General features: G+C 72.1%; 20 protein-coding genes. 4 read left to right on the forward strand and 16 right to left on the reverse strand.

Going from position 1 to position 24,727, the window contains the following annotated elements:
* Positions 1-30: 30 nt before the first annotated feature.
* From DVK44_RS06010 to DVK44_RS06030, 5 genes are all read right to left on the reverse strand, one after another.
* Positions 31-417 (reverse strand): barstar family protein, encoded by a 387-nt coding sequence (locus DVK44_RS06010; RefSeq protein WP_114658686.1) that lies wholly within the window; start codon positions 415-417, stop codon positions 31-33.
* A 40-nt stretch (positions 418-457) separates the two neighbouring features.
* Positions 458-856: a ribonuclease domain-containing protein gene (locus tag DVK44_RS06015; RefSeq protein WP_114658687.1), complete on the reverse strand. Its 399-nt coding sequence runs from the start codon at positions 854-856 to the stop codon at positions 458-460.
* 229 nt (positions 857-1,085) lie between these two features.
* Positions 1,086-2,669 (reverse strand): DEAD/DEAH box helicase, encoded by a 1,584-nt coding sequence (locus DVK44_RS06020; protein WP_114658688.1) that lies wholly within the window; start codon positions 2,667-2,669, stop codon positions 1,086-1,088.
* A gap of 107 nt (positions 2,670-2,776) precedes the next feature.
* The gene (locus DVK44_RS06025; RefSeq protein WP_114658689.1) at positions 2,777-2,980 is read right to left on the reverse strand and encodes a cold-shock protein; all 204 of its coding nucleotides are present in this window, start codon (positions 2,978-2,980) and stop codon (positions 2,777-2,779) included.
* A gap of 301 nt (positions 2,981-3,281) precedes the next feature.
* Positions 3,282-3,797, reverse strand: coding sequence for a pyridoxamine 5'-phosphate oxidase family protein (locus tag DVK44_RS06030; RefSeq protein WP_114658690.1), 516 nt, complete (start codon positions 3,795-3,797; stop codon positions 3,282-3,284).
* A gap of 201 nt (positions 3,798-3,998) precedes the next feature.
* Here DVK44_RS06030 and DVK44_RS06035 point away from each other — a divergent pair, with 201 nt between their 5' ends.
* A complete protein-coding gene (locus DVK44_RS06035) occupies positions 3,999-4,511 on the forward strand; it encodes a DinB family protein (protein WP_114658691.1) in 513 nt (170 codons plus the stop codon).
* A gap of 22 nt (positions 4,512-4,533) precedes the next feature.
* Here the strand turns inward: DVK44_RS06035 and DVK44_RS06040 are convergent, their stop codons facing one another.
* Positions 4,534-5,520, reverse strand: coding sequence for a hypothetical protein (locus DVK44_RS06040; protein ID WP_228447007.1), 987 nt, complete (start codon positions 5,518-5,520; stop codon positions 4,534-4,536).
* A gap of 165 nt (positions 5,521-5,685) precedes the next feature.
* Here DVK44_RS06040 and DVK44_RS06045 point away from each other — a divergent pair, with 165 nt between their 5' ends.
* Entirely contained in the window at positions 5,686-7,200 is a 1,515-nt protein-coding gene (locus tag DVK44_RS06045; protein WP_114658692.1) for a carboxylesterase/lipase family protein, read from the forward strand.
* A gap of 51 nt (positions 7,201-7,251) precedes the next feature.
* Here DVK44_RS06045 and DVK44_RS36260 read toward each other — a convergent pair whose 3' ends face one another.
* The 6 genes from DVK44_RS36260 to DVK44_RS06070 all read right to left on the reverse strand — a co-directional run bounded on the left by DVK44_RS36260 (position 7,252) and on the right by DVK44_RS06070 (position 18,077).
* Entirely contained in the window at positions 7,252-7,425 is a 174-nt protein-coding gene (locus DVK44_RS36260; protein ID WP_162793675.1) for a hypothetical protein, read from the reverse strand.
* A gap of 60 nt (positions 7,426-7,485) precedes the next feature.
* Entirely contained in the window at positions 7,486-9,753 is a 2,268-nt protein-coding gene (locus DVK44_RS06050; RefSeq protein ID WP_114658693.1) for a bifunctional serine/threonine-protein kinase/ABC transporter substrate-binding protein, read from the reverse strand.
* Positions 9,750-10,595 carry a hypothetical protein gene (locus DVK44_RS06055; protein WP_162793677.1) on the reverse strand — a complete coding sequence of 282 codons (846 nt, stop codon included), beginning with the start codon at positions 10,593-10,595 and terminating at the stop codon, positions 9,750-9,752. Before DVK44_RS06055 ends, DVK44_RS06050 begins: the two co-directional genes overlap by 4 nt.
* A gap of 297 nt (positions 10,596-10,892) precedes the next feature.
* Positions 10,893-12,353 (reverse strand): glutamate synthase subunit beta, encoded by a 1,461-nt coding sequence (locus DVK44_RS06060; RefSeq protein WP_114658694.1) that lies wholly within the window; start codon positions 12,351-12,353, stop codon positions 10,893-10,895.
* On the reverse strand, positions 12,346-16,908 hold the full coding sequence (gene gltB / locus DVK44_RS06065) for a glutamate synthase large subunit (protein WP_114658695.1): 4,563 nt from the start codon (positions 16,906-16,908) through the stop codon (positions 12,346-12,348). Before gltB ends, DVK44_RS06060 begins: the two co-directional genes overlap by 8 nt.
* A 440-nt stretch (positions 16,909-17,348) precedes the next feature.
* Positions 17,349-18,077: a VIT1/CCC1 transporter family protein gene (locus tag DVK44_RS06070; protein WP_114658696.1), complete on the reverse strand. Its 729-nt coding sequence runs from the start codon at positions 18,075-18,077 to the stop codon at positions 17,349-17,351.
* Between the two features lie 141 nt (positions 18,078-18,218).
* Between DVK44_RS06070 and DVK44_RS06075 the strand changes: the two genes are divergently transcribed.
* Together DVK44_RS06075 and DVK44_RS06080 are read left to right on the forward strand one after the other, a co-directional pair.
* Positions 18,219-19,475: an ADP-ribosylglycohydrolase family protein gene (locus DVK44_RS06075; RefSeq protein WP_408055292.1), complete on the forward strand. Its 1,257-nt coding sequence runs from the start codon at positions 18,219-18,221 to the stop codon at positions 19,473-19,475.
* A 28-nt stretch (positions 19,476-19,503) separates the two neighbouring features.
* A complete protein-coding gene (locus tag DVK44_RS06080) occupies positions 19,504-20,385 on the forward strand; it encodes a ribokinase (protein WP_114658697.1) in 882 nt (293 codons plus the stop codon).
* Positions 20,386-20,437: 52 nt separating this feature from the next.
* Here the strand turns inward: DVK44_RS06080 and lgt are convergent, their stop codons facing one another.
* The 4 genes from lgt to trpB all read right to left on the reverse strand — a co-directional run bounded on the left by lgt (position 20,438) and on the right by trpB (position 24,643).
* Complete coding sequence (gene lgt, locus DVK44_RS06085) at positions 20,438-21,427, reverse strand: prolipoprotein diacylglyceryl transferase (RefSeq protein ID WP_114658698.1); 990 nt, start codon at positions 21,425-21,427, stop codon at positions 20,438-20,440.
* Positions 21,428-21,497: 70 nt separating this feature from the next.
* Entirely contained in the window at positions 21,498-22,481 is a 984-nt protein-coding gene (locus DVK44_RS06090) for a DsbA family protein (protein ID WP_114658699.1), read from the reverse strand.
* 87 nt (positions 22,482-22,568) lie between these two features.
* Positions 22,569-23,408, reverse strand: coding sequence for a tryptophan synthase subunit alpha (gene trpA, locus DVK44_RS06095; RefSeq protein WP_114658700.1), 840 nt, complete (start codon positions 23,406-23,408; stop codon positions 22,569-22,571).
* Entirely contained in the window at positions 23,405-24,643 is a 1,239-nt protein-coding gene (gene trpB / locus DVK44_RS06100) for a tryptophan synthase subunit beta (protein ID WP_114658701.1), read from the reverse strand. The genes trpA and trpB overlap by 4 nt, the downstream gene beginning before the upstream one ends.
* Positions 24,644-24,727: the final 84 nt, after the last annotated feature.

The following is a 24,727-nucleotide window of genomic DNA, read 5'->3' on the forward strand; positions in this document are numbered from 1 at the left end:
GCAAGCCCAAGACCCAGCCGTGACGGAGCCTCAGTCGAGCCGGAGCACCCCGGGCGCCGACTCCTCGATGACCTGCACCAGTTCGTCGAAGACGGTGGGCCCGCGCCCCGCCCGCGCCGCGGCGAGCCGCTCCCGCAGAGCCGGCCGGTTGCTGAGGTGCGCACGCTCCAGCCGCCGCTGGAGCGTGCGCACGGTCTCCTCGTGTCCGAGCGCCCGGCGCGACAGCTCGTGCCGGCGCCACTCGATGACGAAGTCACCGTCGTCCGGCGTGCCGTAACCGCCGCTCAGACAGTCCGCGAGCGCGTCGAGATTGCTCCCGAAGTACCCGCCGGGCCCGTTCACGGCCGCGCCGATCACCGGCCAGAAGCGGTCGAGCCCGGTGACCTCCGCCCCGTCGATCACATACGTCACCGTCATGGGACGGAGGCTACCTTCCCGGTGAGCCGGTGGGTGGGGCTCAGCAGTTGTGGTTGACGAGCGAGAACGACGCGTAGTGATCGGCGGTGTAGTAGTCCTCCTTGGACTTCTGACCGGTCACGATGCGGCGCGCGCCACGGGTCGAGGAGCCGGGGGTGACCACGGTGTACTCGTGGTAGTAGCTGCTCGACTGGCTCGGCAGGATGCCCTCCCGGTTCTGGAAGACACCACCGTCCTGCGCGTACGGGAACGGTCCGCCGGCCGCGATGAGCCGGAGGGTCGTGTACGCCTGGGCCGGCAGCTTCGAGTAGCAGATGCTGCCGACGGCGGTGACCGCGGTGGGGGCGGCGGTCGCGGAAGCGGTGACTCCACCGACGAGGAGAGTCGAGACGAGTGCGGCGAGGCCGCCGAGGGCGGCAATTCGTGGGGGAATTCGCATGGGTCCATGATGACGCGCGTAGACGTGGACACGTCAATCCCAACGCCCCCGAATTTCCCCGAAGTTAACCACCGGTCCCGAGCCGGTCGCGTGCCGTCCGCATACCCGTCGCATCCCGTCCGCGCCCCGGTCACGCACGTCCTTGTCCCGGACACACACGTCCGCGCCCCGGACAGCACGAAGCCCCGCGGCAACCGCCGCGGGGCTTCGACACGTTCGTACGACAGGGTTACGCGGCCGTACGACGACCGCCCTGGCCACCGCCCTGACCGCCGCCCTGCGAGCCGCGGCCCGCGCCGCCGCGCCGCCCCCGGCTGCCACGGCCGGCGCCACCGCCGCCGCCCGTACCGGCGCCACCCGAACCCGAGCCCGAGCCCGCACCGGAGCCGGTGCCCCGGCGGCCGGAGGGACGCGACGCACGGGGCTTCTGCTGCTTCTGCTGGACGGGCGGCTGCGGCACCTCGATGGTGACGGCGACCCCGGAGGGCTCCCGCGCGCCGGTGATCTGCGTCAGTTCCTCGTCCGTCGACTTGACGCGCGCCGACCGGGGGTCGATCCCCGCGTCGGCCATCAGCCGCGTCATCTCCCGCCGCTGCTCGGGCAGGACCAGCGTCACGACACTGCCGGACTCCCCCGCGCGGGCGGTGCGCCCGCCGCGGTGCAGATAGTCCTTGTGGTCGACGGGCGGGTCGACGTTGACGACCAGGTCGAGATCGTCGACGTGAATGCCGCGGGCCGCGACGTTCGTGGCGACGAGGCAGGTGACCAGACCGGTCTTGAACTGCTCAAGCGTCCGGTTGCGCTGCGGCTGCGAGCGTCCGCCGTGCAGCCCGGAGGCCCGTACACCGCTCGCCAGCAGCCGCTTGACCAGCCGGTCGACCGAGCGCTTGGTGTCCAGGAAGAGCAGCACCCGGCCGTCGCGCGCGGCGATCCGCGTCGTGACTTCCTTCTTGTCCGTCTCGTCGAGGACGTACAGCACATGGTGTTCCATCGTGGTGACCGCGCCCTGCGAGGGGTCCACGGAGTGCACGACGGGGTCCGTCAGGTACTGGCGTACGAGCCGGTCGATGTTCTTGTCCAGCGTCGCCGAGAAGAGCATCCGCTGCCCGTCCGGCTCGACCTGCTCCAGCAACGCCGTGACCTGCGGCATAAAGCCCATGTCGGCCATCTGGTCGGCCTCGTCGAGCACGGTGATGGACACCTCGTCGAGCCGGCAGTCGCCCCGCTCGATGAGGTCCTTCAGCCGGCCGGGGGTCGCGACGAGCACCTCGGCGCCGCGCCGGAGCGCGTTCGCCTGCTTGGTGATCGAGAGCCCGCCGACCACCGTGGTCAGCTTGAGGTTGACGGCGGTCGCGTACGGCGTGAGCGCGTCGGTGACCTGCTGCGCCAGCTCACGCGTGGGAACGAGCACCAGCGCGAGCGGGGCGCGCGGCTCGGCGCGGCGGCCGGCGATACGGGCCAGCAGCGCCAGGCCGAAGGCGAGGGTCTTGCCGGAGCCGGTCCGGCCACGGCCGAGGATGTCGCGGCCCGCGAGCGAGTTGGGCAGGGTGGCGCCCTGGATCGGGAACGGGTCGGTCACCCCCTGCGCGGTGAGGGTCTTGAGCAGACCGGCGGGCATGTCCAGCTCGTCGAACGACTCGACGGCGGGCAGCGCGGGGGTGAGGGTCTCCGGCAGGGTGAATTCCTGCGGACGCGCGGGAGCGCGGCGGGGCGACGGTTTGGCCGTGCCCTTCGCGGGTCCCTTGGCGCGGGAGTTCGCCGGGCGCCTGCCGGCGGGGCGGGCAGCGCGGTCCTGCCGTTCGGATCGAGTCATTCGGAGAAAAGCCTTCCTGGGCCTGAGAACTGCGGCCGGAGAACAGCGCGAGCCGGGGCCCGCACCTGCACGGTGCGGGCCCCGGCTGCGAGGTACACGTCCGGGGACTAGGCCGGGACGATGTTCTCCGCCTGCGGGCCCTTCTGGCCCTGCGTGACGTCGAACGTGACCTTCTGGCCCTCCTGGAGCTCACGGAAGCCCTGGGTGGCGATGTTGGAGTAGTGGGCGAAGACGTCGGGGCCGCCACCCTCCTGCTCGATGAAGCCGAAGCCCTTTTCCGAGTTGAACCACTTCACGGTGCCGCTGGCCATGTCATTCTCCTAAAACAGGTGCAGAGCCGGAAATTCGCACTTTACGAATTCCTCGTCGCCGCATTGAGCCCCATCCGGAGAAGCCGGCAAAAACAATAATGCGCCTGAGGAACATTCCCGTCAGGCGCACATAAAGTTCATGGGTACCAAAACTGCAACGCAGTCAGCCTAGCACGCCCTCGCGGCGAGATCGAGTGGCACACGCCACAAGATCGGGAGACCCGTCGGAGCGGGCCCCCGATGCCCCGGGCGAGGCCCCCGGCGCACACCCCGGGAGCCCGCGGACGGCCCGCCGGACCGCTCAGCCCGCCGCCCGCGCTTCCGTCACACGCGGCGGCGCGTCGCCCGTGCCGCGCCGTATCGTGCGCAGCGGCCGGTCCGGCCGCCAGGAGCGCAGTACCAGGTCATCGCCCTCGATCTCGGTCTGTACGATCTCGCCGACATCCACCCGGAAGAGCTGGAACGGCAGCGGGGGCCGGATCTCGGAGATGAAGCGGGCGCGCACCCGGCGGTCGGTGACCTCCCGCGCCCGGCCGCCGACCCGGACGTCCCCGTCCGCCATCGCGTCCCCGGCCCCGGGATTCGCCTGTACGGCGAAACGCGGATCTCGCCGGAGATCGCGCGCCTTAAGGGAATTGGGCATCATCCCGAGCCACAACTCCCCGAACAGGAAGGTGACTTCGAGTCCCGTCACCCGGGGGGAGCCGTCCTTGCGAAGGGTGGCGAGGACGTGGTGCGGATACATCTCGAATCGCCGCTGAACGGCCTCGGCGAAGCGGGGCTCCGCCGAGACGACATCGGCCCAGGTAATTGTCATGGATACACCCAACAGCCAGTACCCGACATCTCCTGTCGGCCTTTCGCGACGAGAAGGAGCGCGGGTGGACTTCTCCCGCCATCGAAGCATGGAGGCATGCACGCATCAATTCCGTTCGCACCCGGGTTTGGCCGGTTCCCCCCTTGCCCGCCCGGAAACTCGCGTGCGGGAGGGCGTACGGCGCCGGTAGCGTCCTCGGCCATGCCGATTCCCCGTGTACGCCCGCCCTTCGACGCCGACGAGCGGACCCAGCTCGTCGGCTGGCTCGACACCCAGCGCGCGATCGTCCAGTGGAAGTGCGAGGGGCTCTCGGAGGAGGACGCCCACCGCTCCGTGCTCCCCGGCTCCCCCCTGATGACGATGGCCGGCATCGTCTCGCATCTGCGCTGGACCGAGCAGACCTGGTTCGAGGTGCTCTTCCTGGGGCGCCCGGCCACCGGCCCGCAGTTCGACGAGGAGCACGAGGACGCCGACATGCGGGTCGAGGGCGTGCCGCTGGAGCGGCTGCTCGCCGAGTACGACCAGCAGTGCGCCCTGTCCAACGAGATCATCGCGGCCCACCCGCTGGAGACCGTGGGCCGCCACCCGGACTTCCGGTCCGCGCAGGCGAGTCTGCGGTGGATGCTGATCCACATGGTCGAGGAGACCGCCCGGCACGCCGGTCATATGGACGCCGTACGGGAGCTGCTGGACGGCGACAAGGGCTACTACTGACCTGCCCGTCGGGACCTGCGGCTCAGTCGGCCAGGGGGAGCTGGTCGCCGGTCGCGCCGACCTCCAGGGTCGCGTAGTCGGGGTGGCCGAAGTGGTGGTGCACATAGATCTGGTCCGCCCAGGGCGGGTCGAACGGGATGAAGGGACGCAGCCCGAGAACACGGCTGATGGCCCGGTCGTCGTGCTCCGCGTTGAACTCGGCCATCGCCGCCGCCTCGCCGATCTGCTCGATCGTGCCCGGCAGATCGTCCAGGTAGCAGGTCACCCGGGGCAGCAGCCGGCTGTGGTCACCGCCCCGGAAGAGGTTCAGCGCGGACATGGTGGACGAGTAGTAGTCCAGGTCGAACGAGACGAATCCGACGGGGTGCGTACGGAGTGTGTCGGCGTTCGTCTCCAGATAGCCCGGTACGGTTTCGGCCACGTCGCCGATCACCACCTCCGCCATGCCTCCGAGCCGGGCGAGCAGCCTGGCCCGGTCCATCGTGTAGAAGCCCGCGCCGAAGAGGTACGGCAGATCCCGTACGTCCTTGCCGGGCGGCAGCCCGTCGCTCGCGTCGAAGCCGACGACCCTGACCTCGACGCCGGTGGCCCGGGCGTAGTAGCGGGCGTGCTCCACCAGCGCGAGCAGTCCGTTGCCGCCCGCGACCCCGAACTCCACGAGGGTCACACCCGGCAGGCCGAGCCGGGCGGCGGACTCGGTGGCCCGGCGCACCCCGTAGGCGTAGTGCGGCCGTTCGACGAGGCCGAAGCGGTAGGCGGCGTCCGGGGTGAGGCCGGGCAGCCGGCGCAGCAGCCGGGTCACGGCCGCCGTGCGCGTGCCGGACTTGGACAGGTCCCAGAGGGTGTCCGCCCATCCGCCGCTCGGGGTTCTCCCGTACGGATGGCCCTTCTGCGCGGAACTCCGTGTCCTGTTCCGGGCGGCTCTGTCGTTCCGGCCGCTCCGGCCGTTCGGGCTGTTCCGGCCGTTCCTCGCCGTACCGCGTGCCGTACCGCCTGATTCTCCGTACACCTTCTGCACCCTGTCCCCCTGGAGCGCCCTGACGCGCCTCGGCGCGCCCGCTCAACTCGGCCTGCCGACCCGTGCGTCGACAAGTGCGAGGCATACCCGGCCGGTCGCCCGCTATTCGATTGCCGCGCGTGAAGGGGCGTGAAAGCCTCCGTTCGGGGGGTGTCCATGAGTGGGGCGACCGTGCGGACACGGAGCGGTGTAGTGCGGGGGACGGCCGGCGGCGGGACGGCGGTGTTCCTGGGAATCCCTTACGCGGCACCGCCGTTCGGCGCGCGGCGCTTCCGGGAGCCCGGTCCGGTGGCGGGCTGGGGCGGGGTGCGGGAGTGCGTACGGTACGGGCCGGTCGCGCCGCAGTCTGCGGAGCTGCCCGGGGCGCCGGTGTGGGAGCCGGGGCGGGAGGACGTCCTCAGCCTCAACGTCTGGTCCCCGGCGGACCCGTTGACCGGGGCCGCGCGCCCGCTGCCCGTGCTGTTCTGGATCCACGGCGGCGGCTACGCCTACGGCTCGTCGGCGCAGCCCGACTACGACGGCGCGGCCCTGGCCCGGGCCGGGCTGGTGGTCGTGAGCTGCAACTACCGGCTGGGTTTCGAGGGGTTCGGCCAGGTCCCGGGCTTTCCGGCCAACCGCGGGCTGCTCGACCAGATCGCCGCGCTGCGCTGGGTACGGGAGAACATCGCGGCGTTCGGCGGTGATCCGGCGAACGTCACGGTGGCCGGGCAGTCGGCGGGGGCGGGGTCCGCCGTCGCCCTGATGGCCATGGCGGGGGCGGCCGGACTGTTCCGCCGCGCCATCGCGCACAGCGTGCCCGACGCGTGCTTCACGCGGGAACTCGCCGCCGGGCTGGCCGGCCGGGTGGCCCGGGAGGCGGGGGTCCCGGCCACGGCGGAGGGGCTGCTGTCGGCGTCGCCGGAGGCACTGGTGGCGGCGTCGGACCGGGTGGTCGCCGGGTATCGGGCCGATCCCGGCGCGGGAGCGCTCCACTACGACCCGCACCTCTACGCTCCCGTGGTCGACGGGACGGTGCTCCCGGTGGATCCGCTCACCGCGCCGGCCGCCGGTCCGGCGAGCGGGAGCGCGGTCGACCTACTGGTGTGCCACACCACGGAGGAGCACTGGCTGATGCACGAGACCGGCGGGATGCCGCCGGTCACCACGGCGGAGGGGCTCGCCCGCTTCGCCGAGGACTACGGCCTCCCGCCGGGACTGGCCGCCGGGCACGGCGCCCTCATGCCGGGCGCGCCGATCCTGGACGTGTATCTCGCGCTGGCGGGCGCGGCGCTCTTCACCACCCACAGCACCCGGCTGGCCCGGGCCCACGCCGACGCGGGCGGGCGCGCGTATCTCTCCCGGTTCGACCGCCGCCGTACGCGGGCGGACGGGACCCTCGTCCGGGCGTGGCACACCGCCGATGTGCCGTTCGCCTTCGGCGGTCCCGATGCCGAGAGCGCCGCATTCCTGACCGGCGGCCCGGTCGACGACACGGACCGGGCGCTCTCCCGGCGGATGGTCCGCGCGTGGACCGCCTTCGCGTCGACGGGCGACCCGGGGTGGGCACCGCTGGAGCCCGGCGGCGGGGGTACGGCGCACATCTGGGCCGTACCGGAGGACCGTACGGAGAGCGCGGAGACGGCGGTGGACACACTGTGGCGGGGCGTGCGCCTGCCGCCGAAGCGGTGGTAGCGCCGCCGTAACCGGTCATATTGGCCCCGGAGGAGCGCCCGCCGCGGCCCCTCACCCCGCCCGGGCTCGCCCGCTCACCCGCCCACCTCCTGATACGGGCCGAGGAAGCACGGCGTGCAGTGTTCCACGCGCCGGACAGACCCGGCCCATGCCGCCCGCGCCGAGCCGGCGCAGCAGCCGGTGGCCGCCGACGAAGACCGGATCGGCCGGTCTCAGCTGTTCCATGGGCGTCGTCTCCGCCGCGTCCTGTGCCGCGTCCTGTGCCGCCCGCGGTCAGGCGCGCGGCTACGCGGTGTCGAAGGGCGCGCGTCCCAGGAAGCGGAACGCGCCGTTCTCGACCTGGTGGAGGAAGACCGCGGTGTTGTCGGCGAAGCCGCCGTCCGCCGGGTCGAAGGAGAAGGTCTTGCTGACGCCCTGGTACGAGGCGGCGCGCAGCCGTCCGGTCAGGGCCTTGCGGGTGGGCCGCGACCGGGTCGCGGTCAGCTCCTGGATGACGAGGTTGACCACGTCGTAGGACTCGGCGGCGAAGGGGCCCGGCGGGGCCGCGTACCGCACCCGGTACGCGTCGCGGAACGGCTGCGCGCCGGGTACGGCGGTGGCGTCGATGAAGGAGGCGCTGACCACCCAGCCCTCGGCCGCCGCGCCCGCTTCGGTGAGGAACGTGTCGTCGAGCACGGCCTGTGGCGCGAGCCGGGGCCCGGTGAAGCCGGCGGCGGCCAGCGCGCGGGCCGTACGGGCGGCGCCCCGGGCGTAACCGCCGAAGATGACGGAGTCGACGCCGGCCCGGAGCATGTCGGCGACGACCGGGCCGAAGTCCTCGGTGCCGGCCGGGACGACCCGGGGATAGGGCCGCCGGCCCTTCGCCCGGACCACCATGTCGCTGATGCCGATGGACTGCCAGCCGTAGTCCTCGGAGGTACGGTCCTGGAGCAGCCCCGGCCGCCGGGCCTTGGTCCGGGTGGCGAGATAGACGCCGAGCGGAAGGGAGACGGCGGTGTTCACGGGGCGGGCGTGCAGGAACGAGCGGCTCTGCGCCAGGCCGAGCGCGAGCGATCCGGGTGATACGGCGATCAGTGGCAGGGTCGCCCGGTCGTAGGCGGCGAGGACGGCCAGGGCCGTGGCGTCGGTGGTCGGTCCGAGGACGGCGAGGACGGCGGGGTCCTCGATGAGCTTCTTCGCGGCGGCGGGTGCCCGGCCGGGGCTGCCGCCGTCGTCGGCCGTGCGCAGGACGAGGGAGAAGGGCTTGTCGGGACGGGCGTTGAACTGCTCGACGGCGAGCCGGGCGCCGCGCTCCTGGGCGGTGCCGTACGCGCGCTGACCACCCGTCAGATCCGCCTGGAGTCCGATGGCGACGGTCCCGGGGCCGGTCTCGGCCCCCGAGGGCCCACCGCCGCCGTTTCCGTCACCGTCACCGCTGTCACCGCCGTCGCCGCCGCTGTCGCGCAGGAGGGCCACGGCCGCGCCGGCGCCGCCCGCCACGAGCAGCGCTCCCCCGGAGGCGAGCAGCAGGAACCGGCGCCGGCCCGCGGTCGGCGCCGGTCCGGTTCCGCTGCCGGTCACGGTGTCGGCGTCGGCCACGGCTCCGGCTTCGGCGTCCCCGCCCCCGGCTGCGTCGATCTCCGTACCGTCGATGCCCGGCAGTGCCAGTATCCGGTCGGACCGTTCCGCGATCAGACGGACGACGGGGCCGGGCAGCCAGGCGCTCCCCGGCACCTCACCCGTGTCCCCGGCGAGCAGCGCGCCCAGTTCGGCCGCCGTGGGCCGGTCCGCCGGGTCCTTGGCAAGGCAGGAGAGCAGCGCGGCGGTCAGCTCCCGGCCGGCCGGGTCGAGGCCGTCGGCCGGGAGGTCGGGCGGGTCGTTCAGCGCCCGGTCGAGGACGGCGTCCGCCGGTCCGGTGCCGAAGGGGGGCCGGCCGGTCAGCGCGTACGCGAGCAGGCAGCCGAGCGAGAAGAGGTCGCTCGGCGGGCCGACCCGGTCGCCGTCGGCGCGTATCTGCTCGGGCGAGACAAAGCCGGGGGTGCCGACGATCAGCCCGGTCGAGGTCAGCTCGTGGCGGTACGAGGTCCGGGCGATCCCGAAGTCGATGAAACGCGGCCCGTCCGGCGCGAGCAGTACGTTGGCGGGCTGCACATCCCGGTGGACCAGCCCGGCCGCGTGCACCTCGCCGAGCGCCGCGCAGAGCATCCGGCCGAGGGTACGGACGGCCGGGGCGGGCAGGGGACCGTATGTGCCGACGGCTTCGGCGAGGGACGGTCCGGCGACGAACTCGGTGGCCAGCCACGGCGGTTCGGCCTCCGGGTCGGCGCCGGTGACCGGCACCACCCAGGGGCTGGAGATCCGGCGGGCGGTCTCCACCTCGCGCCGGAAGCGGGCCAGGAACGCGGACTCCTCGGCGTATTCGGCCCGGACGACCTTGACGGCGGCCAGCGCGCCGGACTCCGTACGGCCGAGGTAGACCACGCCCATGCCGCCCTCGCCGAGACGGGCGAGCAGCCGGTATCCGCCCGTCCGGGAGGGGTCCTCGGGGCGGAGGGGGCTCGGCGGGCCGGTCATCGCGCGGCCTCCAGCTCGTTGCGCAGCCGGATGACCATGGAGCTGAGTCCCTGCCGGATCACCTCGTCGATCTCCTTCTCCGTACGGCCCCGGGCGCCCCGGGCGGTGGCCGCCACCGTGACCTGGCCGACCCGGGCCTGTGACCAGACGTAGGAGTGGGGGCCGCCGAGCGTGTCGCTGTGGTACTGGCCGCTCTCGTGGACGGAGTCCTCGGCGTATCCGTTGCCCTGGGCGCCGTAGCCGGAGCCGAGGGAGATCAGTCCGGTGATCCGTTCGCCGTCGCGGAGCCGCTGCTCGGGGCAGCGCAGCGCGTCCTCCAGCGTGCCGGCCATCTCCCAGTCCGCGCCGCTCACTTCACGGTGGACGGTGACGACGGCGTTGACGCGGATCGGGCCGCGCCTGCCACTGGCGGGCAGTTCGCTGTAGCGGGTGAGACCGGCGAGGAAGCCGTCGGGAAGGGCGCCGCGCTGCCAGACGCAGTCGGCGCCGAGGTCGGCCGGCCGCGTCGGATCGCTCTCGTACGGGGTGCGTCGCACATATCCGGGGCCCCACTGCTCGGGCCCGGCGGCGACGGCGCGGGCGATCCGGAGCGCCGCGGCGGCGGTCCTGGGGGCGCGGGCCGGGTCGGGAACGAAGTCGAACGCGGCGGGATCGGAGTCCGCGGATTCAGAACCGGAGGAAGCGGAGGAAGTGGAGGAAGTGGAGGAGCCGGAGGAACTGGCAGAACTTTCGGAACCGGAGGAGCCGGCGGATCCGGAGGAACCGCTACCGCCGACCGTCGGCTCCGGCTTCTTCTCGCCGCTCGAACACCCGGTCAGCAGAAGCACCCCGAGGGCGCTCAAGGCCGTGACACTCCGGATCCCGCGCGCTGTTCCGTGTCTCACGAGGCCCCCCACGCGTACGGATGCACTCTCCGGGGGAAGTCTGGGGCACCCGTGCCCATGGCCGCAATGCCACGGCGCCTGCCATCGTCCGGTCGGGGACTGGGGGCAGGCGCCGCGTCTTGCGGGAGGTCCGGGAGACGCTCCCCGGACCGACACCGCCCGTACGCCGTTGTACGGGAGTCTCTGTGGGCCGGACCGCAGGCTACCGGGCCCTTACGGACGCCGGCCCGGCGGCCCGTCGGGCCCGTACGGCCGTCAGGCCATCAGCGCCCGGTCGGTCGGCCGGATCGGGGCCGGCAGATCGCTCGCGCCCGTCAGGAAGCGGTCGACACCCGCCGCCGCCGAGCGGCCCTCGGCGATGGCCCAGACGATCAGGGACTGGCCGCGGCCCGCGTCCCCGGCGACGTACACCCCGGGGACATTGGTCGCGAAGTCCGCGTCGCGCGCGATATTGCCGCGCTCGTCCAGCTCCAGGGCGAACTGCTCGACCAGCCCGTTGGCCTGGTCGGTGCCGGTGAAGCCCATGGCGAGGGTGACCAGCTGAGCGGGGATCTTCCGCTCGGTGCCGGGCTTCTGCTCCAGCTTGCCGGCCTTGAACTCGACCTCGACAAGGTGCAGGAACTGGACGTTGCCGTCCTCGTCGCCCTCGAAGTGGGTGGTGGAGACGGAGTAGACCCGCTCGCCGCCCTCCTCGTGCGCGGAGGTGACCTTGTAGAGCATGGGGAAGGTCGGCCACGGCTGGTGCGCGGCGCGCTCCGCGCCGGGCTTCGGCATGATCTCCAGCTGGGTGACGGAGGCGGCGCCCTGGCGGTGGGCCGTACCGACACAGTCCGCGCCGGTGTCGCCGCCGCCGATGACCACGACGTGCTTGCCCTCGGCGGTGATCGGGGAGACCGTCAGGTCGCCCTCCTGCACCTTGTTGGAGAGCGGCAGATACTCCATGGCGAAGTGGATGCCGTTCAGCTCGCGGCCCGGGACGGGCAGATCGCGGGAGACGGTGGCACCGGCCGCGATGACGACCGCGTCGTATCTGCGGCGCAGCTTGGCCGCGGTGATGTCGCGGCCGATCTCGGTCTCGGTACGGAACTTGGTCCCTTCCGCGCGCATCTGCTCGATACGGCGGTTGATGTGGGACTTCTCCATCTTGAACTCGGGGATGCCGTACCGCAGCAGACCGCCGATGCGGTCGGCGCGCTCGTACACCGCGACGGTGTGGCCGGCGCGGGTGAGCTGCTGGGCGGCGGCGAGGCCGGCCGGTCCGGAGCCGATGACGGCGACGGTCTTGCCGGAGAGGCGCTCGGGCGGCTGCGGGGTGACATCACCGTTGCCCCACGCCTTGTCGATGATCGAGACCTCGACGTTCTTGATGGTGACGGCGGGCTGGTTGATGCCGAGGACACAGGCGGACTCGCAGGGCGCCGGGCAGAGGCGGCCGGTGAACTCCGGGAAGTTGTTGGTGGCGTGCAGGCGCTCGCTCGCAGCCGACCAGTCCTCGCGGTAGGCGTAGTCGTTCCACTCGGGGATCAGATTGCCGAGCGGACAGCCCTGGTGGCAGAACGGGATACCGCAGTCCATGCAGCGCCCGGCCTGCTTGCTGATGATCGGCAGCAGCGAGCCGGGAACGTAGACCTCGTTCCAGTCCTTGACGCGCTCCTCGGGAGGACGGGTCGTGGCGACTTCGCGCGGGGTGGTGAGGAAGCCCTTCGGGTCAGCCATTGGTCGCCGCCTCCATCATCTTCTCGGTGGTCTCGGTCTCCGAGAGACCGGCAAGCTCGGCGGCGTTCTTGGCGGCGAGCACGGCCTTGTAGGTGGCCGGAATGATCTTGCTGAAGCGGTCCGCGGCGGTGTCCCACTCGGCGAGCAGCTTGCCCGCGACGGTGGAGCCGGTCTCCTCCTGGTGGCGGCGCACGACCTCGTGCAGCCACTGCTTGTCGGTGTCGTCGAGGGGCTCGACGGCCGCGAGGTTGCCCGCGTTGACGTGGTCGGGGTTGAGGTCGATCACGTACGCGACACCGCCGGACATACCGGCCGCGAAGTTGCGGCCGGTCTCGCCGAGGACGACGGCGTGGCCGCCGGTCATGTACTCGCAGCCGTGGTCGCCCACGCCCTCGGAGACGACGGTGGCGCCGGAGTTGCGGACGCAGAAGCGCTCGCCGGTACGGCCGCGGAGGTACAGCTCGCCCGCGGTGGCTCCGTAGCCGATGGTGTTGCCGGCGATGGTGGAGTACTCGGCGAGGTGGTCGGCGCCGCGGTCGGGCCGTACGACGATCCGGCCGCCGGAGAGGCCCTTGCCGACGTAGTCGTTGGCGTCGCCCTCCAGCCGCAGGGTGACACCGCGCGGCAGGAAGGCGCCGAAGGACTGGCCCGCGGAGCCGGTGAAGGTGACGTCGATGGTGTTGTCGGGCAGACCGGCGCCGCCGAACTTCTTGGTCACCCGGTGGCCGAGCATGGTGCCGACGGTCCGGTTGACGTTACGGATGGCGAGCTGGGCGCGGACGGGCTGGGCGGACTCGGCGCTGTCGGCGCCGAGCGCGTCGGCGGCGAGCTTGATCAGCTCGTTGTCGAGGGCCTTCTCCAGCCCGTGGTCCTGCTCGACGGCCTGGTGGCGCAGGGCGCCCTCGGGCAGTTCGGGGACGTAGAAGAGGGGGGCCAGGTCGAGGCCCTGGGCCTTCCAGTGGTTCACGGCCCGCTCGGTGTCGAGGAGTTCGGCGTGGCCGACGGCCTCCTCGATGGAGCGGAAGCCCAGTTCGGCGAGGAGTTCGCGGACTTCTTCGGCGATGAAGTTGAAGAAGTTGACGATGTACTCGGCCTTGCCGGAGAAGCGCTCGCGCAGCACCGGGTTCTGGGTGGCGATACCGACCGGGCAGGTGTCCAGGTGGCAGACGCGCATCATGACGCAGCCGGAGACGACGAGCGGCGCGGTCGCGAAACCGAACTCCTCGGCGCCCAGCAGCGCGGCGATGACGACATCGCGGCCGGTCTTGAGCTGGCCGTCGGTCTGGACGACGATCCGGTCGCGCAGGCCGTTGAGCAGCAGGGTCTGCTGGGTCTCGGCGAGGCCCAGCTCCCAGGGGCCGCCCGCGTGCTTGAGCGAGGTGAGCGGGGAGGCGCCCGTACCGCCGTCGTGTCCGGAGATCAGCACGACATCGGCGTGGGCCTTGGAGACGCCCGTGGCGACCGTGCCGACGCCGACCTCGGAGACCAGCTTCACATGGATGCGGGCCTGCGGGTTGGCGTTCTTGAGGTCGTGGATCAGCTGGGCGAGATCCTCGATGGAGTAGATGTCGTGGTGCGGCGGCGGGGAGATGAGTCCGACGCCGGGGGTGGAGTGCCGGGTCCTGGCGACCCAGGGGTAGACCTTGTGGCCGGGCAACTGGCCGCCCTCGCCGGGCTTGGCGCCCTGGGCCATCTTGATCTGGATGTCGTCGGCGTTGACCAGGTACTCGCTGGTGACGCCGAAGCGGCCGGAGGCGACCTGCTTGATGGAGGAGCGGCGCGCCGGGTCGTAGAGCCGGTCCGGGTCCTCGCCGCCCTCGCCGGTGTTGGACTTGCCGCCGAGCTGGTTCATGGCGATGGCCATGGTCTCGTGGGCTTCCTGCGAGATCGAGCCGTACGACATGGCGCCGGTGGAGAAGCGCCGGACGATCTCGGAGGCGGGCTCGACCTCGTCCAGCGGTACGGGGGTGCGTCCCTCGGCGAAGCCGAAGAGGCCGCGCAGGGTCATCAGCCGCTCGGACTGCTCGTTCACCCGGCCGGTGTACTGCTTGAAGATGTCGTAGCGGCGCGAGCGCGTGGCGTGCTGGAGGCGGAAGACCGTCTCCGGGTCGAACAGGTGCGGCTCGCCCTCGCGGCGCCACTGGTACTCGCCGCCGATCTCCAGCTTGCGGTGGCTGGCGGCGATACCGGAGGCGGGGTAGCCCTTGGCGTGCCGGGCGGCGACCTCCTGGGCGACGATGTCGAGTCCGGCGCCGCCGATCTTGGTGGCGGTGCCGTTGAAGTACTTCTCCACGAACGCCTCGTCGAGACCGACGGCCTCGAAGACCTGCGCGCCGCGGTAGGAGGCGACGGTGGAGATGCCCATCTTGGACATGACCTTGAGGACGCCCTTGCCGAGGGCGTAGATCAGGTTGCGGATGGCCTGCTCGGGCGCGAGGCCCTCGATGAACGTACCGGCGCGGACGAGGTCCTCGACGGACTCCATGGCGAGGTACGGGTTGACGGCGGCGGCGCCGTAGCCGATCAGCAGCGCGACATGGTGGACCTCGCGGACGTCCCCGGCCTCGACCAGCAGCCCGACCTGGGTGCGCTGCTTGGTGCGGATGAGGTGGTGGTGGACGGCGGCGGTGAGCAGCAGGGAGGGGATCGGGGCGTGCTCGGCGTCGGAGTGCCGGTCGGAGAGCACGATGATGCGCGCGCCGCTCTCGATGGCCTCGTCCGTCTCGGCGCAGATCTCCTCGATACGGGCGGCCAGGGTCTCGCCGCCGCCGCTGACCCGGTAGAGACCGGAGAGGGTGGCGGACTCCATGCCAGGCATGTCGCCGTCGGCGTTGATGTGGACGAGCTTGGCCAGCTCGTCGTTGTCGATCACGGGGAAGGGCAGGGTGACGCTGCGACAGGACGCGGCGGTCGGCTCCAGCAGATTGCCCTGCGGGCCGAGCGAGGAGCGCAGGGAGGTGACCAGCTCCTCGCGGATGGCGTCCAGCGGCGGGTTGGTGACCTGCGCGAAGAGCTGGGTGAAGTAGTCGAAGAGCAGCCGGGGCCGGGCGGAGAGCGCGGCGATCGGCGAGTCGGTGCCCATGGAGCCGATCGGCTCGGCGCCGGCGCGGGCCATCGGCGCGAGCAGGACGCGCAGCTCCTCCTCGGTGTAGCCGAAGGTCTGCTGGCGGCGGGTGACCGAGGCGTGGGTGTGCACGATGTGCTCGCGCTCGGGGAGGTCCGACAGCTCGATCTCGCCGGTCTCCAGCCACTCCTTGTAGGGGTGCTCGGCGGCGAGGGACGCCTTGATCTCGTCGTCCTCGATGATGCGGTGCTCGGCGGTGTCGACGAGGAACATCTTGCCGGGCTGGAGGCGGCCCTTGCGGACGACCTTCGCGGGGTCGATGTCGAGGACGCCGACCTCGGAGGAGAGCACGACGAGGCCCTCGTCGGTGACCCAGTAGCGGCCGGGGCGCAGACCGTTGCGGTCGAGGACGGCGCCGACCTGGGTTCCGTCGGTGAAGGTGACGCAGGCGGGGCCGTCCCAGGGCTCCATCATCGTCGCGTGGAACTGGTAGAACGCGCGCCGGTCCGGCTCCATGGAGTCGTGGTTCTCCCACGCCTCGGGGACCATCATCAGCACGGAGTGCGGCAGCGACCGGCCGCCGAGGTGGATCAGCTCCAGGACCTCGTCGAAGGAGGCGGAGTCGGAGGCGTCGGGCGTACAGACGGGGAAGATCCGCTCCAGCTTCTCCGTACCGCCGAAGAGGCCGGAGGCGATCTGGGACTCGCGGGCGCGCATCCAGTTGCGGTTGCCCTTGACCGTGTTGATCTCGCCGTTGTGCGCGACGAAGCGGTATGGGTGCGCCAGCGGCCAGCTCGGGAAGGTGTTGGTGGAGAAGCGCGAGTGGACCAGCGCCACGGCGGTCGCGAAGCGGCGGTCGGAGAGGTCCGGGAAGAAGGGCTCCAGCTGGCCGGTGGTCAGCATGCCCTTGTAGACGATCGTGCGCGCGGAGAGCGAGGGGAAGTACACCCCGGCCTCGCGCTCGGTGCGCTTGCGCAGCAGGAACGCCTTGCGGTCCAGCGCGATGCCCGTGCTCGTACCGTCGGCCACGAAGAGCTGGCGGAAGGCGGGCATGGTGGCGCGCGCGGAGGCGCCCAGCAGCTCGGGGGCGACGGGGACCTCGCGCCAGCCGAGGACGTTCAGGCCCTCTTCGGCGGCGATCGTCTCGATACGTGAGACGGCGTCCGTGGCGTCGTCGGCGGGGAGGAAGCCGATGCCGACGGCGTACGCGCCGGCCTCGGGCAGCTCGAACCCGGCGGTCTCGCGCAGGAAGGCGTCCGGCACCTGGAGGAGGATTCCGGCGCCGTCGCCCGAGTCGGGCTCGGAACCGGTGGCGCCGCGGTGTTCGAGATTGCGCAGTACGGTCAGCGCCTGCTCCACCAGCTCATGGCTGGCAACACCGGTGAGGGTGGCCACGAACCCGACGCCACAGGCGTCGTGCTCGTTACGGGGGTCGTACATCCCCTGCGGGGCGGGGCGACCGTCCATGGGCGACCAGGCGTCGGAACGCATCGGCTCTCCCGTCGTCGTAGTTCGGCATTGGCATATGCGATTACCGAGGGACGACGCTGGCCCTCCAGAAATTTCGTGCAGGTTACATGATGGAAAGCTTCTCGGGAAGTGGATAGCCCATTCCAGCATGTGGACACCGCTCGTAGCGGTGGATGAGGGGCGCAGGCGGACAGATCGTCGTCCGTACGGCTGTGGCGGAGCAGGCTTCGTTGCCCACGGCGCCTCCAGCTCATGCCCGGTCATTAACGACTCGAAACCGCTGGGTAACGGTCACATATGGAGCGCCTGGCACAGTGTCGCATCCCCGGCGCGGGAACGCTCGGGGATGTTCGTCACAGGAGGGCGGATATCGACCGTCCCCTTCTCGCCACCGGTCGCGCCCGCGCAGGTCAGAACGGTTTCCTCGGGTCCAGGGGGTTGCCCCGGAGCGGTCTTCCGGGTCAGACTGCCGCTCCGAACAGCGCGCCCAGTCCGTACGTGAGCGCGGCGGCGACCCCGCCGAGCACCAGCTGCCGCAGCCCGCTGTACCACCAGCTGCGCGCCGTCACCCGGGCGACCAGCGCGCCACAGGCGAACAGCCCGGTCAGCGCGAGCAGCACGGCGGGCCACAGCGTGGTGGCACCGAGCAGATACGGCAGGACGGGCAGCAGGGCGCCGAGGGCGAAGGAACCGAACGACGACACGGCCGCGACCAGCGGCGACGGCAGATCGTCCGGGTCGATGCCCAGCTCCTCGCGGGCGTGGATCTCCAGCGCCTGCTCGGGATCCCGCGACAGCTGTACGGCGACCTGGCGGGCCAGGCCGGGATCGACCCCGCGCGAGACATAGAGCGCGGCCAGCTCCTCCATCTCGTCCACCGGGTGCTTGCGCAGCTCGCGCCGTTCGACATCGAGTTCGGCCTCGACCAGCTCCCGCTGGGAGGCCACGGAGGTGTACTCACCTGCGGCCATCGAGAAGGCACCGGCCGCGAGCCCCGCGAGACCGGTGATCACCAGGGTCTGCTGCGAGACGGCGCCCCCGGCGACCCCGGTCATCAGCGCGAGATTGGAGACCAGCCCGTCCATCGCCCCGAACACGGCCGGCCGCAGCCAGCCGCCGTTCACATCGCGGTGGGTGTGATTGTCGCGGTGCGCCTCATGGAGCGCCGCCTCGGTCTCAATGAGCGTCATGCACTCGAAAATACGCACGAAAAATCGCTCCCGCCAGCAAGGAAGGCCGTACTTACCTGGGCGGGAAGGGGTGCTGGAGGGGCATCGGAAGGGGCTGGAGGCCGAGTTTCGCGCCCGCCCACCCGGAGGGACAATTCCGGCATGACGCCCATGGACGCCCCGCCCGACGCTCCACCGCACGCTCCGCCCGATGCCCTGCGTGACGCCCCACCGCCGGATCCAGCCGCGCCGGCCGCCCCGCCCCTCACCCTCGCCGACCGCATCACCGGCGCCCTGCTGGGCGCCGCCGTCGGCGACGCCCTCGGCGGCGCGGTCGCGGGGCACTCCCCCGAGCGGATCGTGGCGCGCCACGGCGGCCGGGTCGGCGGAGTCGTCGGACCGTGGGACGACGACTGGCGCTCCGCCGGCTCCCTCGCCCCGTTCCACCAGGGCGACGGCCGGATCACCGACCACACCCTGATGACCCACGCGCTGGTCCGGGTGTACGCGACGGTCCGCGACCATCTGGACGCGTACGCCGTCGCGGACCATCTGGTGCCCGACCTGATCACCACCCCGCGCTGGATCCCCGGCCTGGAGACCGAGGCACTGCCCCTCGCCCGGCTCTCCCCCGCCGGGAAGTGGCTGGTCACACGGGTGCACTTCGCGCACGCCGATCCGCGCGAGGCCGGCACCGGCAATGTCGTCGACTGCGGCGCGGCGATGTACATGGCGCCGGTCGGGCTGGTCAACGCCGCCGATCCGGCCGCCGCGTACGCCGAGGCGATCGATCTCGCGGGCGCGCACCAGTCGTCGTACGGACGTGAGGCGGCCGGGGTGTTCGCGGCGGCCGTCGCCGCCGCCTGTCTCCCCGGCGCCACACCCGCCTCCGTCGTGGCCGCCTGTCTCGCGCTCGCGAAGGACGGCACCCGCGCGGCGATCGACGCGGTGTGCGCGGTCGCGGCCCGGCACCGCTGTACGGAGTCGGCGCTGCGCGGACTGCGCACGGCCGTCGCGCCCTTCGACACGGTCGGCCCGCGCTACCGCTCCCCCTCGCTGGGCGCCCGCCGCCCCTCCCGGCTGCACGCGGTAGAGGAACTCCCCATCGCGCTGGGCATGTTGCTGATCGGCGCGGGCGACTACCGCCGTACGGTGCTCGGTTGTGTCAACTACGGCCGTGACTGCGGCTCGATCGCCGCCATGAGCGGTGCGCTGGCAGGGGCGTTGGGCGGTGAGCGCGCCGTCCCGGACGAGTGGTCGCGCCGGGTGGCCGAGGCCAGCCGTCTCGATCTGCGCGCGCCCGCACGGGAGTTGACGCGGGTCGCGAGGGAGATCCTCGACCGCGACACCCAGCGGCGCCGCGCGCGCGAGACCGCCCTCGTCCAGCTGACGGACCCTCAACTCGCCACTGTCCGATGACCGTTACCCGCCAGGAGGCTCCGCTCCCATGACCGCCATCGTGGTGCTCGGCAGCGCGAACATGGATCTCGTCACCTACGTCGACCGTGTCCCCCGCCTCGGTGAGACCGTCACCGGCCGCGAGCTGCGCATGGTCCCCGGCGGCAAGGGCGCCAACCAGGCCGTCGCCGCCGCCCGCGCCGGGGGCGAGGTCGCGATGATCGGCGCGGTCGGTGACGACGCGTACGGGGAACGGCTCCGGCACACCCTCGAAGCCTCCGGTGTGGACACCGATCTGCTGCGTACGGCGGCGGGCCCCTCGGGCACCGCCCATGTCGCGGTGGACGGCACCGGCGCGCACACGATCATCGTCATCCCCGGCGCGAACGGCACCGTCACCCATCTCGCGCCCGGCGAGGAGAGCCTCATCGCCGGCGCCTCCGCGCTCCTGCTCCAGCTGGAGATCCCCCTGAACGCCGTACTGGCCGGCGCGCTCGCCGCCCGCCGCCACGCCGTACGGACCGTCCTCACCCCGTCCCCCGCCCAGCCCCTGCCGCCCGAGCTGCTCGACGCCGTCGATCTGCTCGTCCCCAGCGAGGACGCGGCGGCCACGCTCACCGGGATCGCGGACGCCCGGCTCTCCGCCGAGGCCCTGCTGCGCCGGGTCCCGGAGGTCGTGATCAGGATGGGCGCGGCGGGCAGTCTGTACGCGGCGCGCGGCCGGGAGCCGGTGACCGTGCCCGCGCCCCGGGTCAGGGCCGTGGACACCACCGGGGCCGGGGACACCTTCGTGGGCGCGCTCGCCGTCGCGCTCGGGGAGGGCCGCCCGATGACGGAGGCGCTGGGCTGGGCCTCGGCCGCCGCCGCGCTCTGCGTCCAGCGCCCGGGGGCGTCCACGTCGATGCCGTACCGCTCCGAGATCGGGGCGTGAAAAAAGGCCGTCGGACCGGGGTCGGTCCGACGGCCTTCGAGGTGCGTACGGGTCAGCTCTTGTCGGCCTTCTCAGCCTTCGCGGCCTTCTCGGCGGGCTCCGCCTTCGCGTCGTCCGAGCCGGCATCCGCATCAGCGTCAGCAGCGGCGTCGGTGTCAGTGTCGGACTTCGGCTTCGCGTCCTCACCGTCCGCAGTCGCCGCAGCGGCAGCCGCCACCTCCGCCTCGGTGTCCGGCTCCACGATCTCCTCGCGGCCCGGACGCATCCGCGCCGAGAGGACGATGTAGGTGACGGCCAGCAGGAAGATGATCCCGGCGGTCCAGACGTTCAGCCGGACGCCCAGGATGTGGTGGGCCTCGTCGACCCGCAGATACTCGATCCAGGCGCGCCCCACGCAGTAGGACGCGACATACAGCGCGAAGACCCGGCCGTGTCCGAGGGTGAAGCGGCGGTCGGCCCAGACGATGAAGGCCGCCACCGCCACGCACCACAGCGACTCGTACAGGAACGTCGGGTGGTAGAGCCCGGCCTCGCGGTTCGGGCCCGCGCTGATCTCCAGCGCCCACGGCAGGGTGGTCTCCTTGCCGTACAGCTCCTGGTTGAACCAGTTGCCCCAGCGGCCGATGGCCTGGGCGAGCACGATGCCGGGCGCGATGGCGTCCGCGTACGCCGGCAGGGCGATGCCCCGGCGGCGGCAGCCGATCCAGGCGCCGACCGCGCCCAGCGCGATCGCGCCCCAGATCCCGAGGCCGCCCTCCCAGACCTTGAAGGCGTTGACCCAGTTCTCACCGTCGCTGAAGTACAGCTGATAGTCGGTGATCACGTGATAGAGGCGTCCGCCGACGAGGCCGAAGGGCACCGCCCAGACCGCGATATCGGCCACGGTGCCCACTTTGCCGCCCCTGGCGACCCAGCGTTTGCCGCCGTACCAGACGCCGACGAAGACACCGATGATGATGCAGAAGGCATAGCCACGCAGCGGGAGCGGTCCGAGATGGAGCACTCCGGTCGACGGGCTGGGAATGTAGGCAAGAAGGTCCATGGCAGGACCGACGCTACAGTGCCGGGCGGGGCTTACGGCAACCCGCCCGGCAACTTCTGCGTAACGGACGTCACACGCCGGGGGTGCCCGCCGATACCGTACCGGCCGGTTCGGAAGCGGGTCCCGAGGCCGCTCCGGAGGCCGGTGCGGACTCCGGCCCCGACTCCGGTGCGGCCTCCGGGGCGGCCTCCGGTCCGGAGCCGGGGGCCGAGCCCGTGTCCGAGGCGGGCGCCGAGCCCCCGGCCGACGGCGTTTCCGTGCCCGCCTTCTTGCCCTTGTTGGCCTCCGTGACCCACTTCTTCAGATTGTCGGGCGTGATGTCCTCGTCGCCCTTCTTCGGGAAGACGACCTCCCCGTTGAGCAGCACGGTCGGGGTCCCGGAGAAGCCGCCCGTACGGAACGCCTCGGCGGACTTCTCCACCCACTTGTCATGCGCTCCCCCTTCCACACACGCGCGGAAGCCGGGCGCCGACGCCAGCCCGTCCACCTGGCCGGCCAGCTCCAGCAGCCGGCCGTTCTTGGCGAAGGCGTCGTCCGGCTCCGGCGGCTGGTTCGCGAAGAGCAGATCGTGGTACGGCGCGAACTTGCCCACGTCCTGGGCGCACGCGGCGGCGTTCGCGGCGCGCAGCGAACCCGTACCGCCCATGTTGCCGTCGATGATCGTCGCGAGGTGGTACTCGGCCTTGAGCGCGCCCGCCTTCTCCAGCTCGTGGATCACCGGCCGGAACGCGTTCTCGAACTGGGCGCAGGCCGGGCAGCGGAAGTCCTCCCACACCGTGAGCGTGGACGGCGCGTCCGTGGCGCCCACCGGGATCGCCAGCTCGTCCTTGCCGCTCACCCCCGAGGGCGCGCTCACGGGCCCCGCCGCGCTCCCCTTGTGCTTGCCCATGTTCGCGGCGAGCAGCCCGACCGCGCCGGCCAGACCGAGCACACCGACGGCCGTCGCCACCACGATCAGGGCGCGCCTGCGCCGCTCGCGCGCGTCGTGCGCCTGACGTTCCTGCTGGAGCCGCTCTCTCGCGGTCCTTTTTCCCTCACGGTTCTTCTCGCTCACGCCCTCAGCAACGAACCGGGGAGGCGCGTACGCACCTCCCCGGTCCCAGGTCCACCCATACGGATGACGGGCGGCCCGTCCCGCCCGTCAGCGCTTGCGAACGCCCACGGCCAGCTCGCCCGCCAGCGCGCGCACCGCGGCCAGCCCGGCGGCCTCGTCGGGCGCGTCCAGCATCCGCTTCACGAACGCCGATCCGACGATCACCCCGTCGGCGAAGGCGGCGACCTCGGCAGCCTGCTCCGCGTTGGAGACGCCGAGTCCGACACAGACCGGCAGCTCGGTGGTGGCGCGGGTCCGCTCCACCAGCGTCCGCGCCTCCAGGCCGACCGAGGCACGGGTCCCGGTGACGCCCATCAGCGACGCCGCGTAGACAAAGCCGCTGCCGGCCGCCGTGATCTTCGCGAGCCGTTCTTCCTTGCTGCTCGGCGCCACCACGAAGACGGTCGCCAGACCGTTCTTCTCGGCGTGCTCACGCCACTGGGCGGACTCCTGGACGGGCAGGTCGGGCAGGATGCACCCGGCGCCGCCCGCCTCGGCCAGCTCGGCGGTGAACCGCGCCACGCCGTACCGGTCGATCGGATTCCAGTACGTCATGACCAGCACCGGCTTGCCGGTCGCCGTGTACGCCTCGCGGACCGTGCGCATGACATCGGCGATCTTGACGCCGCCGCGCAGCGCGATGTCGTCGGCGGTCTGGATGACAGGGCCGTCGAGGACCGGGTCGCTGTGCGGCAGCCCGACCTCGACGATGTCCGCGCCGCCGTCGAAGACGGCCTTGATCGCGGCGATGCCGCCGTCCACGGTCGGGAAGCCGGCCGGGAGGTAGGCGATCAGCGCGGCCCGGTCCGCCGCCTTCGCGGCGGCGAGGGTGTCGCTCAGCAGCCGGATGTTTCCCGTGCTCCCGCTGTTCTCGCTGCTCCCGCTCACTTCGTGCCCTCCCCGTCGTACAGCCCGAAGTAGCGGGCCGCCGTGTCCATGTCCTTGTCGCCGCGCCCGGAGAGATTGACGACGATCAGGCCGTCCTCGCCCAGCTCGCGCCCCACCTCCAGCGCCCCGGCCAGCGCGTGCGCGCTCTCGATCGCCGGAATGATGCCCTCCGTGCGCGACAGCAGCAGCAGCGCCTGCATCGCGTCGTCGTCGGTCACCGCCCGGTACTCGCCGCGCCCGCTGTCCTTGAGGTACGCGTGCTCCGGGCCGATGCCCGGGTAGTCGAGACCGGCCGAGATCGAGTACGGCTCGGTGATCTGGCCCTCCTCGTCCTGGAGGACGTACGAGCGCGAGCCGTGCAGGATCCCCGGCTCGCCCGCGCTGAGCGTGGCGGCGTGCTCGCCGGTCCCGATGCCGTGCCCGGCCGGCTCGCAGCCCACCAGCCGTACGTCCGCGTCGGACAGGAACGCGTGGAACAGCCCGATCGCGTTCGAGCCGCCGCCCACACACGCCACGGCGGCGTCGGGCAGCCGTCCGGCGCGCTCCAGGATCTGCCGCCTGGCTTCCACACCGATGACCCGGTGGAAGTCCCGCACCATCGCCGGGAAGGGGTGCGGTCCGGCGACCGTGCCGAAGAGGTAGTGCGTACGGTCGACATTGGCGACCCAGTCGCGGAACGCCTCGTTGATGGCGTCCTTCAGGGTCCGGCTGCCGGAGGTCACGGGGACGACCTCGGCGCCGAGCATCCGCATCCGGGCCACGTTGAGGGCCTGGCGCTGGGTGTCGATCTCGCCCATGTAGATGGTGCAGTCGAGCCCGAACAGCGCGCAGGCGGTCGCGGTGGCGACACCGTGCTGACCGGCGCCGGTCTCGGCGATGACGCGGGTCTTGCCCATGCGCTTGGTGAGCAGCGCCTGGCCCAGCACGTTGTTGATCTTGTGCGAGCCGGTGTGGTTCAGGTCCTCGCGCTTGAGGAAGATCCGGGCGCCCCCGGCCTGCTCGGCGAAGCGCGCCACCTCGGTCAGCGGGGACGGCCGGCCGGTGTAGTGGACCATCAGGTCGTTCAGCTCGGCGGCGAAGGCGGGGTCGCCCTTCGCCTTCTCGTACTCGACGGCCACCTCGTCCACGGCGGCGACAAGCGCCTCCGGGATGAACTTGCCGCCGTAGGCGCCGAAATACCCCTCGGCGCTGGGGACCCGGCCATCGGGGTCGGGAAGGAAGAACTCGGAAGACACGCGGGACTCCTCGGGAAAGCGACGGACGGTGAGCACCGTATGCGTCCCCGACCCGGGCACGGGCAGCGCGGTCCCGGGTGGCTA

It is taken from the genome of Streptomyces paludis, assembly GCF_003344965.1.
Classification (GTDB): Bacteria; Actinomycetota; Actinomycetes; order Streptomycetales; family Streptomycetaceae; genus Streptomyces; species Streptomyces paludis.